A 13,344-nucleotide genomic window follows, 5' to 3' on the forward strand; every position below is an offset into this window, starting at 1 on the left:
GAGAGGAGAAGGTTTATTTGTTTTTGGTAACAAAAAGGCTTCAGGCTCATGCGATGACTCAGCTGGAAGCACAATGGCTGATCAATGAAAGGGATAAGTTTTTTCAGGAAAATCACTTGATTAAAACCAACGAGTGGCCTGGTAATGGTCTGCTAGCTCTGCTTCCTTTTTATTCAGAAGCACTGGAAGCAAAAGAACTGGAAGCCGGCTTCGGTCCCTGGTATTTGATGGAGAAACCAATCAGGAAAGTAATCGGTAATGTTAACTTGAAGAGTGGAGATAAGGGTGAGCAAGTGGAGATAGGCTATACGATTGTTCCATCGGCAAGAGAGAAGGGTTTTGCCCAAGAAGCAGTAGCAGCAGTAACTGATTGGGTCTTCACCCGAAAAATCACTGCTATTACTGCACAATGTGATCAATCGAACATTCCTTCGTTACGAGTACTAAAGAACACCGGTTTTAAAATTTATGGTCGCGAGGATACCATATTATTTTTTAAGAAAGTGAGGAACAGTTAGATGAGTGAACTGAAAAAAATTACAACCTCGAACTATGATGATTGTTTGAGGTTAGGTGAGAACGCTTTTAATTATACTTTGACGCAAGCTCAGATAGAAGACAGAAAATGGCAGATGAATAAGCAGGATATTTATGGAATATTTGATGGGGAAAAGCTGGCTGCTAAGCTTCATCTTCATTCATTTCAAGTTACATTAAATGAACAGATAATTAACATGGGCGGGATTGCCGGGGTGGCAACATGGCCGGAAGACAGGAGGAAAGGATATGTCGGCGCCCTGATGAAGCATGCACTGCGTATTATGTACGAACAGGGGACAGCCCTTTCCATGCTTCATCCATTTTCTATACCATTTTATCGTAATTATGGTTTTGAACTCACGCAACACACCTACACGTATAAAGGGAAATTGGAGCATCTTATTACCAGTACTGCCTCTGAAAATGGAAAATTGAAGCGAATACATAAGGAAGATGCAGCCCGACTGTTGAACCCTGTTTACGAACAGGCAGCATCAGACTATATGCTGATGCTAAAGCGGGAACAATGGTGGTGGGAACGGCGGGTCATCTCGGAAAATACACAGATCATCGCCTACGAAGCAAATGGGAGAATAGAAGGTTACCTGCTAGCGGAAATGAAAAAAGACCGCTTGGTGATCGAAGAGTTCATTTACCAAAGTACAGAGGCTTTCACAGGCTTATTGCAATGGATGAAGAATCATGATTCCATGACAAGCGATATCGAACTTTCGATGCTACCGGGTGATTTGGACGCGTTTCATTTTTCTAATCCTTCCTTCAAGGAAGTTAGAAAACCATACTTTATGGCAAGAATTGTAGATGTGGTTAAATTCTTTGAGGAGTATCCTTTTGTGAAGCAGGGGAACGGTTCACTTAAGTTGAAGTTAACAGACCACTATGCACCATGGAATGAAGGAGTATGGGTATGTACGCTTACTGATGGCAACATGGAGGTTGAGAAGACAACAGGAGATGCGGATATAGAAATGGACATCCGGACTCTCTCCGCTGTTCTCTCAGGAAGTCTTTCTTTAGAGAAAGCCGCTTTTATGAACAAATTATCAGGAGAATCAGTAAGCGTGACGCTGCTGGCAAGCTGGCTTCCGAAAAATAACCCGGCATTTCTTGATTTTTTCTAACCCTATTAAAAAAGCTGAACCATTTCGTCTTGTTAAAGACTTATCTGGATCAGCTTTTTTTAAGTAGTTTTCTGTTATATTTTGAAGTTCCAGCGGATTATGCCAGCTTCTTTAGCTGAATTAAAGGCAATTAAAATCAATGGTCCGAGAATGAAACCCATAATCCCCATCAATTGAAGACCGAGAAACATGGCAACCAATGTAGCCAGTGGAGACAGACCGATATGTCTTCCCATCACTTTCGGTTCTACTGTACGGCGGATGGCAAGGAGCAGCACCGCTAAGATAGCAAGTTTCGTACCTGCCACTGCGTCCCCGGCAAGGTACATATACAATGACCAAGGAGCTAAGATGACAATCGAACCGATGATCGGGATGAAATCAATGGCCCATATGATTAGAGCCATCACAACGGCAACTTCGGGTGAGATAAACAATAAGCCGATCAAGGTTACTATGAAAATGATGATACTTACAAGAAATTGGGCTTTTAAAAACCCGAATACCACATATGATAAGCGAGCATTCATGAATTTCACTTTTTCCGATGTTTCTTCTGTCATGAATTCGTACGTATTTTCTTTCAGCCTTGGCATTTCAAGCATGAACAGGAATAAAGCGATTAAATAGACGATAAAACTTACGAGATATTCCGGAATTTTAGCAAACATTTTCGTTATGTTTTCGATGGTAAGGGTATCCGTTATGGTTTCACTGAGATTTCTCACATTGCTTTGCATCCCTGCAGTAATTTCTGTTACAAATTCATCCGGCAGGTCTTGGGCATAACGATCAATGCTTTCTTCCCAATTCTGTACCATCTGGTTGATCTGTTTCACATACGTCGGTGCATTTTCTGCAACATGCGCTACTTGTGTTACTGTTTTGGTGACTACAAAAGTACCGAGTATGCTGATCAGTAATAAAAAGAGAAGAAAGGTGATGATCACCGCCAATTTCCGCTTCATGCGGAATCGGAATTGCATCATCCGGATTGCCGGATTAAGAAACAAAGCGGTCACGAAGGCCATGATTAAAGGGACAGAGACTGGCAGTAGGAAATAAGCTGCAATGATGAAGAGCAAGGTAATTACAATCAAGATCCATTGACGTTTTGTAAGGTAGCGGAACAATTTGTTTATGTATCTCCTTTCCTAAATAACACCTATAATTCAAAATATAGCAAAGTCGTGGGTGTTTGAACAGTTAATGTGCGTAAGATGTTAAAAAAACCGCAACCTGACTAGTTAGTTAGGATGCGGTATCAGATATTGCTTAAACCACTTCTTGATGATTCTTGATATCCCCGGCAGTTTTTTCGACTAACTTAGCTGCACGGTCCATCAAGTCCTCAGAAAAGCCTTCCTGCTCTCCATATTCAACCCCGTGAGGATAGTAGTGGCGGCCTAGTAAAGGTGTCAGCATTTTGAAGACTGCATTTCCTGAATCTACATCTCCTTCAATTGCATAACCCTGGACACGCACATAATAAGTAATATTCTTTTCAGGCGAACCGATTTTGTAATCATATGTGACGCGTTCGTAATCCCATTGCCCGCCACGAATAAAGCCGGCTTTGTTCATGATATGATGAAGCGCTTTTTGTTTAATGACTAAACCTTCGATACCAGTACCTTCTAGTTTCATTCCAAACACCTCTCAAAAATTGTATGTAGTTAAGATTATCATAGTATGAAATTGAGCACGTTGCAATTCATTATACTATAAATCGATTAACGTTGCATGCAAACTTTCTTTCGTTTTGGATAAACTACCTGATGAATGGACAGTTATGACTGTCTTTTTTATTAGAAGGAGGGACAAAAATAATGAAATCAGTTCGTGAAGTGATGACATCAGAAATTTCATCCTGTACAGCAGATGACCACTTATTTGATGCAGCAACATTGATGAAAGAACGAAATGTAGGTGCTTTGCCTGTAGTAGGAAGCAATCAGGAGCTGCTTGGTATGGTGACTGACCGCGACTTAGTCATCCGTGGCTATGCCAATAAAAAGCCTGGTTCCACCCCGATCCAGGAAGTGATGAGTGACAAGCTTTACCATGTTATGCCAGATGCTACTTTACAGGAAGCAAGTGAAGTGATGGCAGACCACCAGGTACGTCGATTGCCAGTAGTCGAACAAGGTAAACTTGTAGGGATTCTTTCTTTAGGCGACTTGTCATTGGACGATATGTCCGATCAAGCGGCGGGAAAAGCCTTAGAAGAAATCTCAGAACGTCCAGAATTGCATTAATCTCCAAAAACACGAGCCTCCGATACAGGCTCGTGTTTTTTTATGACTCCGTTAAATTTCTGTGTTGATATTCCATTAAAGCCCCCTTTTACTGAAGACTCAGTTTCAAGATAAGTTGTTTCCGTTACGTTAGTAACGGTTTGGAGGTCCGGGAAATCACTTGCTTTCCATGGGCGTTCGGTGAGCTTCCTCGGGCTTAAAGCCCTGCGGGATCTCACCATGTACTATCGTCCCATTGGAGTCTCGCAATTTCCCGGGCCTCCTTGAGTTAGTATGTGTAACGAAAACCCTATAGGTACTGAAAATTATAAAATGATGAAAGGGCGAGTTCTATCCCCCATCAACTAAAAGGAAGCTTGGGGATGTGGGGCGCTGACTCAGGTAATGCGTGGGTCCGTTAAGCTTCTTGATAGTTGGGTGGCGGGGAAACGGTGAGACTCCCGTGGGAGAAGGATCCAGACGAGACCCCACAGGGAGTGAAACGACCGAGGAGGCTCGGCGGCTCCCCCACAGGAAAGCGAACCGTTTTCCAGCCGCCCTTACTTCGGATTCGGCAACGGATCCCACAATATCTCAAAATCAAGTCTTCGACTAAACTTGATAGTAAAATCATTAGCAAAAATAGCTGTGGTAGTAAAGAACGTCTCTGATGCGGTTGGGATAGTCATAAATAGTTGCAGGTTCGACTATACTGATGGTAAAAATATAGTAGCATCTGATAGAATCCACATGATTTAAAATAAGGGAGAGAAGACATGAATCTGATACGCCTCGTCCTGCTGGTTATGATAGCTGGAGGAATCTACCTGGCAGTAACAGGAGATTTCGCTGATGGAAAACTTGAAGAGGGACTGCAGAAAGGAAAGGATGCTGCAGTAAAGATTGCTGAAATGTTAGAAGAAGATCAATCACAAGAACAACCTGATACAAGCGAAGAAGAGGAAAGCTTGTCTATTGAAGGGGATATGTATAAATGGATCGGCAAGGACGAACAATCCTTGATCGATGAGTACGGAGAGCCCGAACGAAAAGACCCAACTGCTTATGGGTATACTTGGTGGGTTTATAATCAGGATTCGAATAAGTATTTGCAATTCGGTATCGATGATAACAAAGTTGTGACCTGGTTTTTGACCGGGGACGAAACAAATGCTGATCCGTTAACCATTGGTGATGATTATCAAGCGGTTCAATCCCAGCATAATTTTGAAAAAAAAGTCACCTATAAAAAAGGTGTGGAACAATACACCTTTCAATTATCCGAGGATGATTTGAAGACCCGGCCGCTGGTGCAATTAAGTGACAGTGTTTATGCCCAGCTCTATTTCGATACATTTACCGAACAACTTTCATCCATTCGCGTCATGAATTATGAAGTTCTGTTAAAACAGCAGCCATACCAGATTTCTTATCGGGGAAAACTTCCGAAGAAATCGGTATTGGAGGAAGACTGGGAAGCGATTGAAGAAGCGAGGGAGCGACAAATCTTTGATATAACCAACCGCTACCGTCATCGGTTTGGAAAAGGTGCCTTGGTGTGGTCGCAGCCTGTGGCAGAAGTGGCTTTCAAGCATAGTAAGGATATGAGAGATAATAATTACTTCTCTCATTATACACCGGACGGGGTTGGACTTCAGGAACGGTTACAGGCTGATGGATTGACCTACTCGCGTGCTGGTGAAAATATAGCTGCCCAATATCCGGATGCAGCTGCAGCAATGGAAGGATGGTTGAATAGTGAAGGTCATCGGGAAGCCTTGCTTCATGATCATTATTCCCATCTAGGGGTTGGTGTCTATAAAGACTACTATACGCAAAACTTCCTTGTCCCTCGTTAAAAATAGAAAGTGGAATGATGCCATTCGCCAGATAGACGGACATGTTCCCCGGTATGGAACCCTGCCTTCTCATTGTCAGAGAGTGCGGGTTCTTTTTTTATCGCTTTCACTCTTCCTTGCTTACCATCGATCCATAATTCCGTAACCTGCAGATAAAGGTCCTGGTAAAACTTTTCTTTATATGAGACGGTTCGAAGGATTCTCCCCTCCAGAATAGCGGTGGATTTAACATTTCCGTAAGTTCGCCATTCCTTTTCATATTTTTCCCGTTCTCTTTTTGTACGCAGATAAAAATAAAAAATGAGGATAGGAACCACTACTGATGCGATGAACATGTAAATCCTCCTCGTATTCCCCGCACATTTTATAGGCGTGGGCATAGGCTGATAACAGGTAATCCTTGAGTAAAAGAGGTGCAGCATATGGTAAGCAACAAGCTTCATCCAAGTGTTGAACAGTTCCGAGAATTCGTAAATAAACATCCGAAACTGAAAAAAGAGCTGCGCAGTAATCGTGAAAGTCTCCAGCACTATTATGAAAAGTGGCTTCTATTAGGAGAAGATGATCCTTTCTTTGATGATTATCGAAGCGATGACCATCACGATCAATCACAAGAGAAGAAGTCCACGGATAAAAAAGAATGGATGAATCAGTTTGTCCAAATGGTCGACCAGGTCAATTGGGAGAACATCAACGGCCATATCCATCATTTGAATGGGGCGCTTGGAAATCTGGAGACACTGGTAAAGCAGTTTCAAGAAATGAAAAATTCCCCTAAAGGCCCAGGTAACAACAACTTTCCATTTTTAAAGGACTGATCTGAATTGCAAGCAGAAAACTATCGTTTTTTACAGGAGAATGAGGAACGCCTGGCTTTCATTCGTATGAATCCTGAATGGTACAGAAAGTTGACAAGAGACCCAGGACAGCAGACAGTCTTTGATAAAGAGATGAAACGGTTCTTTGGACGGACACCGATTCAGCGCGTGGAAAAAATCGGGAACCAGCTGCAAATGATGAATATGCTGGTTCAGATGGCCAGGGCTATGAAAGATGAATAACCTGGTGCATTTCTTTCTACTATCATATTTGATATGATGGTAGTGGAGGTGAAACAAATGCTGGCCACGATGGAAATCGTCGATTTGTTGGATTCCTCTGAGCAAATCGGGCAAATGATTTTGCAATCAGAGGTCATGGAGGACTACCAAACTGCGAAAAAGCAGCTGGAAGAAGACGATCAGGCACAACGTCTGATTCATGACTTTCAACAAATCAAAGATCAATATGAAGATGTGGAGCGGTTTGGCCGCTACCATCCTGATTACTACCGTATAATGAAAGAGGTTCGATCCGTAAAAAGGGAAATGGACATGAATGATAAAGTTGCCACTTTCAAAATTAAAGAACGGGAACTGCAGAAGCTTCTTGATGAAGTGAGTCAACTTGTGGCCTTCAGTGTTTCAGAAAATATCAAAGTACCCCGTGACGGCATGGCCCTTACTGACAGCGGCTGTGGATGCGGTACTGGCGGAGGCTGTGGATGCGCCTCCTGATTCATAAGGGATCAGTGAAACGGATGCAGTCATCACAAAGGTTTCCGCAACAGAACATTTTACGCTGAGGGACCAGAAATCGGACCCTATACACATAGAACGCTTGGCTTTTGCGAACGAAACTCATCGCAAGAGTCAGGCGTTTTCCTTTCATAGCACCGGCTGCAGAGCGTTTCAGGAGCTCTTCCAAATCCTGCTGGGAGGTTTCTGGCTGGGGCTGGATATAAATGAAAGGGAGGCCGGTAAAGGATTTCACCTCGAAGGTACGGATGCTTTCTGCTTTTTTCATATAGTTTGTGAATTTCTCCCATGCACGTTCGTGATCCGTCATTGCCATCCCTCCATTCCTGTACCGCGTTTATTCTATCCTATCTTTCCCACTTGTGTTTTTCAATAACAAGCAAATACTATGCCAGAATAATTGCCTGAAAATTATAATTCTGATACACTTGCTGTAAATGCCTATAAAAGCGAGGAAAAACTATGAACGTCGAGCGACAAGGTATGGTCATTTATTTTCAGCATATGAAGAACTTAAGACAAATTAAAAAGCATGGGCATTTGATCTATGCTTCCAAAAAGAACAAGTATGCCATTTTATACGTAGATAAAGAGCAACACGAAGATACGATGGAAAAACTCGAACGTTTTCCGTTCGTCTCGAGAGTGCTTCCTTCCTATAAGCCAGAGGTAAAAACAAACTACGAAAACGCAAAGCCAGATAAAGCTAAACAATACGATTACAAAATGGGTATTTAATCGTGAAAAGCCAGTCCTCCTTCGAAAGATGGACTGGCTTTTTTTATTGTATTGGCTTACTCAATATTTGATTCGGACAGGCTGTCGAGTAAATACGGTAACCTGATAAGGATATCTAATTTAATGGTGCAATATAACGATTCATCCGTAAGATTCCGATCAGGTGCTGATAAAAGAGCGCTGTCTCATAAAATTGATCGGAAGATTTCACTGTAAGAGGAATGATAGACTTATCCAGTCGGACCGCGAGCTGTTCAAACATTTGATAACGTTGTGTTTTCTTTTCTTCAGGATCTGGTATACCCTCGCGGCAGATATAAATCGGCTGGAATTTATCTTCGCCTGATGGATGTAGAACGACAGCGAGTGATACGACAGGCTGCCCGTTTTTAATGGTAGCGAACGTCATCAGGTGTTTAACGCGGTCAGCCATCCGGTCTCCGATTTCAATCAGTTCATACAAGTCAGCGGTTCCTTCTCCCAGTTCAATGAATTTTTGGTTCATGTATATGCCACCTCATTTTATGTAATGTGTCCCGCATTTACTTTAGCATGTAATAAAGAAGTTGTGAACGGTTAAGCATAGTAACGATTAACTTGCACGAGAAATAAAAATAGGGCTGCCCGGTAAACGGACAGCCCGTCTTTTTGTTTCTGACTTGGAGAAACAAAAAGCAAAGGGAGAGGAGAAACCGGAGGAAGGCTTATGGGGATGTAAGCCTTCTCCGTCTTCTAAAGCAGTAAGCCATTGCTTCCTGCTTCATTGGTTATTATGAACGCTACATCAGGAATTTATACAAAAATTTTTCCTTATTTTTATTAGAAATGGGAGAAGTTTCACGAAGAAGTAAGTTTGTGGTAGGATAATGTAGAATGACTTGGCATCACCAATCCTTGTTATTTTGTAAAAAGAAATGAGCTGATAACAGATCTACATAAGGAGGATATCTTGTGAGAGTGATTGCTGGAGAACATAAAGGAAGACAACTGCGTCCGGTCCCCAACCGGCTTACACGCCCGACAACGGACAAAGTGAAGGAAGCATTATTCCAAATCATCGGTCCTTTTTTCGAAGGCGGCCAGGCACTTGATTTATTCGCAGGAAGTGGCGGTCTTGGCATCGAAGCATTGAGTCGGGGGTTTGACCATTGTGTTTTCGTCGATAAACATCCAAAAGCAATTCAGACAATATACGAGAACTTGAAGACGCTTGATATAGAAGAGCAGACAGAGGTATTCCGCACAGATGCTTTCCGTGCTATGAAAGCTGCCGGTAAGCGTGGCTTGAAGTTCAATATCATTTTCCTTGACCCTCCCTATCAGCAAGTATCCTACGAAAAACTAGTGGAAGCGATCAGGGAACATGACCTGTTGAAAGACGAAGGCATCATCATATGTGAACATGATGCCGATGAACACTTGCCTGATGAGCTGGCCGGTGTACCTTTAATGAAACATGAAGTTTATGGTGGCACGATTGCCATCAGCATATACCGATAAGGAGGATATAGTATGACACGTCTAGCCATTTGTCCTGGCAGTTTCGACCCGATTACATATGGACATCTCGATATCATCCAGAGAGGTGCCAAAGTTTTTGATCATGTCATTGTAGCCGTTTTTAATAACCAATCAAAAGCCCCGCTTTTCGATGTGGAAGAACGAAAGGCGTTGATTGAAGAAGTGACTAAAGATATTGAAAACGTTTCCGTTGATTCCTGTGGTGGTCTACTAATGGAATATGCTCAAAACAAGAACGCACAGGCGATTCTTCGCGGGCTAAGAGCCGTCAGTGACTTTGAATACGAAATGCAAATCACCTCGATGAATAGGAAATTGAATGAAGAGATTGAAACCTTTTTTATGATGACAAATAATCAATACTCCTTCCTGAGCTCGAGCATAGTCAAAGAGGTAGCAAAGTATCAGGCGTCCGTTTCTGATCTCGTGCCGCCTCCAGTCGAAGCTGCGTTAAAGAATAAATATTCCGGATAATGAAAAAAACCTGCCGTTAACGATTGGCAGGTTTTCCTTGATTATTTGTAGAAATGACTGGTTTTATGCTGTTTCCACAGGATGAGGCTTCCAGCCATCAGGCTGGCAATGGTAATTAAAGGCCCGTATTGCGACAGCTGTTCCAGAGCATGCATCGGCCACCCTGAGTCTTTGATTTTTGAAAGGACTGGTACAGCACCTGACGACCCTTCGGTTTGGGAGACATATAGCGGCTGGAATAGTAAAATACATAATACACTCGCAAAGAGACCGTGCATCAGGCGGCCGAGAAAATATGGGTGAAAACGTATATCTGTCTCCGCAAGGATGCTTGCGACTTGGGCCTGGACGGAAAATCCATTGAAGCCAAGGATAAAGCTGACAGCGATAGCTGCAAACAGCAATTCGACTCCTGATTGGGAAATCATTTGAGAACCCATGGTAATTTCCATCAACCCTGAGAAAATCGGGATATTTAATATTTCCGGCAAATGCAGGAATGTTAATAAAAAGGTAAAGCTGGTGGCAATTATTTCGGTGACTCCTGTAACGAACAACAATTTATTTAAAACTGAAAAAATGATGATGAACCCGCCAATCATCAATAACGTCTGTATAGAAGACAAAACAGCATCACCGAATAGTTTTCCGAAGGGACGCTCGTCCTTTATCCTGGTTTCGTGCAGCTCCCGGAATGCCCGTTTGAGCGAGAAGCGCTGATGACTAGCTTTGGGGCTTTTATCTTTACGGTGGTAAAAGCGCATGACTATGCCAACCATCGTGTTGCCGCCATAATGGCTTACCGCAAGGAGCATGCCTAATACAGGATCATTAAAAAAACCAACAGCTATCGCCCCAAAAATGAACAATGGATTCGAAGCGTTTGTAAAGGAAACCAGCCGCTCTGCTTCAATTCGGGTTAATTGTTTTTCCTGTCTGAGACGAGCGGTGATTTTAGCTCCGGAAGGGTACCCGCTGGCCATGCCCATCGCCCATACGAAGCTTCCGGAGCCAGGGACATTGAACAGGGGCCGCATAATCGGTTCGAATAATACGCCGATAAAGGTCACTACCCCAAATCCGATCATCAATTCCGAAATGATAAAGAAAGGGAGCAGAGAAGGAAAGACAATTTCCCACCACATGTTCAAACCTCGGATGCTGGCAGATAAAGCCTGGTCTGGGTATTGGATAAGCAGAATAGCAAAAAGAATCGTTACAAGGGCGAGTATGAAAGATTTAATTTGTGACTTCATGTCCGCCTCCTCAAGAAAAGCGTTCAGATTTCTGTACTTCTATTTTTATCCATAGTAGAATGTTTACAATTAAGACAAGCATACGTTCGTCTTTTAAAGATATGCACATAGTGCCTTCTGATATGCCATAAAATAGAAGTAAAATAACGACATCAGGGAGAGATCATGAGTGAAGCGTCCAAAAATTGGTCTGGCATTAGGTTCGGGTGGAGCGAGAGGCTTTGCCCATCTGGGAGTGTTGAAGGCTCTTCATGATCACAATGTTCCGGTCGATATAATTGCCGGGAGCAGCATGGGGGCACTTGTAGGGGCATTTTATGCAGCTGGTCAGAAAATTGATGACTTATATAAATTGGCAGCAACCTTCAAACGGAAGTATTACCTTGATTTTACTGTCCCGAAAATGGGTTTCATTCAAGGGAAAAGAATCAAAGAATATATAAAACTGTTCACATACAATAAGAATATCGAGGACTTCGTCGTTCCGATGGGAGTGGTGGCCACTGACCTGTATGCAGGAAGCAAGAAAGTATTCACGAAAGGAAATGCGAGTAATGCGGTCCGTGCCAGTATCAGCATTCCGGGTATTTTTGTGCCGGAAAAAATTGAAGGTCGATTGTACATAGATGGCGGTGTTATTGACCGGGTTCCTGCTTCTGTTGCAAAGGATATGGGAGCGGATATGGTGATAGCCGTAGACTGTGCGCATTTCAGCGGAGATGCCGACATTCATTCGATCTATGATGTGATCACCCAAAGTATTGATATTATGCAGGATGAACTCGTCAGTCATTTAGGTGTTTCGGCAGATATCATGATTCGTCCTGATGTCTCCAGGTTTAGTACACGAGCATTTACGGATATTGAAGAGATTGTAGCAGAGGGAGAGAAAGCAGCAGTAGACCAAATCAGCAAGATTAAGGGACTGTTGGCAAATTGGAAGGAGTCGTAGCATGAAGTTAAGCAGGCGTTATATTATTACAGCAATCATAACGATCTTATTAGCATTGTTTCTGGGTGGTTACCGGCTGCCGTTTTATATTTATAAACCGGGAGGAGCAGAAGAGCTCAATCCTGTCGTCCAGGTGGAGGGCGCGTATGACAGCTCAGGAGAAATGCACCTGGTGACGGTAAGAGGAGGACAGGCGACCCCGATCCAGTACTTACTGGCAAAAGTAAGATCTTATCATCAAATTTATCCGATAGAAGATATCCGGCCGGAAGGCATTTCTGAAAGCGAATATTATCATGCCCAGCTGCAGATGATGGAGACCTCACAGGAAGCGGCCCAGGTTGTAGCCTATCAAGCGGCAGACAAGGATATCGACATTCAGTATGAAGGTGTCTACGTGATGAACTTACTTGAGGGAATGCCAGCCGAAAATGAATTGAAGCCGGGAGACAGAATCATTCAAGTGGATGATACGAAAATCAACGAATCCAGTGACCTGGTGGAATACGTAGAAAAAATGGGGGCAGGAGATTCTATAAAACTTACGCTAGAACGGGAAGGCGAAGAAATGGTCAAAGAAATCGAATTGTCTCCTTTCCCGGATCAGAAAGAAAAAGTAGGCGTCGGTATTACCCTTGTTACGGACCGGAGTGTGGAGGTCAATCCTAAAGTTCAATTCAAAAGCGGGGAAATCGGCGGTCCTAGTGCCGGCCTGATGTTCTCCCTGGAAATTTATGATCAGCTGACCGAAGAGGATGTCACGAAAGGTTATATGGTCGCTGGTACGGGTGAGATTTCCTATGAAGGGGAAGTAGGCAGAATTGGCGGGATTGATAAGAAAGTAGTGGCCGCGGACAGAGAAGGCGTAGATATATTCTTTGCTCCTAATGAAGGTGGCAAAAAAGGTTCAAATTATGAAATAGCAAAGAGGACAGCAGAAAAGATTGATGCATCCATGAAAGTTGTCCCAGTTGATAACTTCCAGGAAGCCCTTGACTACCTGGAACAATTGGAACCGAAAGCATAAACGAAAAATGACCTGGCAGCT

At 43.0% G+C, this 13,344-nt stretch carries 18 protein-coding genes; 12 read left to right on the plus strand and 6 right to left on the minus strand.

The window, feature by feature from the left end; translation table 11 throughout:
• Positions 1-17: 17 nt before the first annotated feature.
• Together FHS45_RS04290 and FHS45_RS04295 are read left to right on the plus strand one after the other, a co-directional pair.
• On the plus strand, positions 18-518 hold the full coding sequence (locus FHS45_RS04290; protein WP_062445681.1) for a GNAT family N-acetyltransferase: 501 nt from the start codon (positions 18-20) through the stop codon (positions 516-518).
• On the plus strand, positions 519-1,682 hold the full coding sequence (locus FHS45_RS04295; protein WP_062445683.1) for a GNAT family N-acetyltransferase: 1,164 nt from the start codon (positions 519-521) through the stop codon (positions 1,680-1,682). It abuts the gene before it with no gap.
• A 74-nt stretch (positions 1,683-1,756) separates the two neighbouring features.
• Here the strand turns inward: FHS45_RS04295 and ytvI are convergent, their stop codons facing one another.
• A complete protein-coding gene (gene ytvI, locus FHS45_RS04300) occupies positions 1,757-2,815 on the minus strand; it encodes a sporulation integral membrane protein YtvI (protein ID WP_062445686.1) in 1,059 nt (352 codons plus the stop codon).
• A gap of 142 nt (positions 2,816-2,957) precedes the next feature.
• On the minus strand, positions 2,958-3,329 hold the full coding sequence (locus tag FHS45_RS04305) for a YugN family protein (protein WP_062445688.1): 372 nt from the start codon (positions 3,327-3,329) through the stop codon (positions 2,958-2,960).
• 182 nt (positions 3,330-3,511) lie between these two features.
• Here FHS45_RS04305 and FHS45_RS04310 point away from each other — a divergent pair, with 182 nt between their 5' ends.
• Both FHS45_RS04310 and FHS45_RS04315 read left to right on the plus strand, forming a co-directional pair.
• The gene (locus FHS45_RS04310) at positions 3,512-3,940 is read left to right on the plus strand and encodes a CBS domain-containing protein (protein ID WP_062445689.1); all 429 of its coding nucleotides are present in this window, start codon (positions 3,512-3,514) and stop codon (positions 3,938-3,940) included.
• A gap of 755 nt (positions 3,941-4,695) precedes the next feature.
• Complete coding sequence (locus tag FHS45_RS04315; RefSeq protein WP_062445691.1) at positions 4,696-5,778, plus strand: CAP domain-containing protein; 1,083 nt, start codon at positions 4,696-4,698, stop codon at positions 5,776-5,778.
• On the opposite strand, the gene FHS45_RS04320 is transcribed toward FHS45_RS04315, so the two are convergent.
• Positions 5,775-6,113 (minus strand): hypothetical protein, encoded by a 339-nt coding sequence (locus tag FHS45_RS04320; protein WP_062445693.1) that lies wholly within the window; start codon positions 6,111-6,113, stop codon positions 5,775-5,777. The genes FHS45_RS04315 and FHS45_RS04320 overlap by 4 nt on opposite strands.
• Positions 6,114-6,200: 87 nt before the next feature.
• Between FHS45_RS04320 and ylbD the strand changes: the two genes are divergently transcribed.
• From ylbD to FHS45_RS04335, 3 genes are read left to right on the plus strand one after another with little or no spacing between them, the layout of a single operon-like run.
• Complete coding sequence (gene ylbD / locus FHS45_RS04325) at positions 6,201-6,596, plus strand: spore coat protein YlbD (protein WP_062445695.1); 396 nt, start codon at positions 6,201-6,203, stop codon at positions 6,594-6,596.
• Positions 6,597-6,602: 6 nt separating this feature from the next.
• Positions 6,603-6,839 carry a YlbE-like family protein gene (locus tag FHS45_RS04330; protein ID WP_062445697.1) on the plus strand — a complete coding sequence of 79 codons (237 nt, stop codon included), beginning with the start codon at positions 6,603-6,605 and terminating at the stop codon, positions 6,837-6,839.
• A gap of 57 nt (positions 6,840-6,896) precedes the next feature.
• Positions 6,897-7,334 (plus strand): YlbF/YmcA family competence regulator, encoded by a 438-nt coding sequence (locus FHS45_RS04335; RefSeq protein WP_062445700.1) that lies wholly within the window; start codon positions 6,897-6,899, stop codon positions 7,332-7,334.
• A 1-nt stretch (position 7,335) separates the two neighbouring features.
• On the opposite strand, the gene FHS45_RS04340 is transcribed toward FHS45_RS04335, so the two are convergent.
• Complete coding sequence (locus FHS45_RS04340) at positions 7,336-7,665, minus strand: hypothetical protein (RefSeq protein ID WP_062445701.1); 330 nt, start codon at positions 7,663-7,665, stop codon at positions 7,336-7,338.
• 152 nt (positions 7,666-7,817) lie between these two features.
• On the opposite strand from FHS45_RS04340, the gene FHS45_RS04345 reads away from it, so the two are divergent.
• Complete coding sequence (locus FHS45_RS04345; protein ID WP_062445703.1) at positions 7,818-8,093, plus strand: YlbG family protein; 276 nt, start codon at positions 7,818-7,820, stop codon at positions 8,091-8,093.
• Positions 8,094-8,208: 115 nt separating this feature from the next.
• Here the strand turns inward: FHS45_RS04345 and FHS45_RS04350 are convergent, their stop codons facing one another.
• Complete coding sequence (locus tag FHS45_RS04350; RefSeq protein WP_062445705.1) at positions 8,209-8,598, minus strand: DUF7147 family protein; 390 nt, start codon at positions 8,596-8,598, stop codon at positions 8,209-8,211.
• Positions 8,599-9,044: 446 nt separating this feature from the next.
• Here FHS45_RS04350 and rsmD point away from each other — a divergent pair, with 446 nt between their 5' ends.
• Together rsmD and coaD are read left to right on the plus strand one after the other, a co-directional pair.
• Positions 9,045-9,593: a 16S rRNA (guanine(966)-N(2))-methyltransferase RsmD gene (gene rsmD, locus FHS45_RS04355; RefSeq protein WP_062445708.1), complete on the plus strand. Its 549-nt coding sequence runs from the start codon at positions 9,045-9,047 to the stop codon at positions 9,591-9,593.
• 12 nt (positions 9,594-9,605) lie between these two features.
• On the plus strand, positions 9,606-10,088 hold the full coding sequence (gene coaD / locus FHS45_RS04360) for a pantetheine-phosphate adenylyltransferase (protein WP_062445711.1): 483 nt from the start codon (positions 9,606-9,608) through the stop codon (positions 10,086-10,088).
• 41 nt (positions 10,089-10,129) lie between these two features.
• Here coaD and ylbJ read toward each other — a convergent pair whose 3' ends face one another.
• Positions 10,130-11,344, minus strand: a complete 1,215-nt coding sequence (ylbJ, locus tag FHS45_RS04365; RefSeq protein WP_062445713.1) for a sporulation integral membrane protein YlbJ — start codon at positions 11,342-11,344, stop codon at positions 10,130-10,132.
• Between the two features lie 169 nt (positions 11,345-11,513).
• Between ylbJ and FHS45_RS04370 the strand changes: the two genes are divergently transcribed.
• Positions 11,514-12,296: a patatin-like phospholipase family protein gene (locus tag FHS45_RS04370; protein ID WP_062445715.1), complete on the plus strand. Its 783-nt coding sequence runs from the start codon at positions 11,514-11,516 to the stop codon at positions 12,294-12,296.
• Position 12,297: 1 nt separating this feature from the next.
• Entirely contained in the window at positions 12,298-13,323 is a 1,026-nt protein-coding gene (locus tag FHS45_RS04375) for a SepM family pheromone-processing serine protease (RefSeq protein ID WP_062445716.1), read from the plus strand.
• Positions 13,324-13,344: the final 21 nt, after the last annotated feature.

Origin of the sequence: Thalassobacillus devorans, assembly GCF_011761345.1 — a bacterium.
Classification (GTDB): Bacteria; Bacillota; Bacilli; order Bacillales; family Halobacillaceae; genus Thalassobacillus; species Thalassobacillus devorans.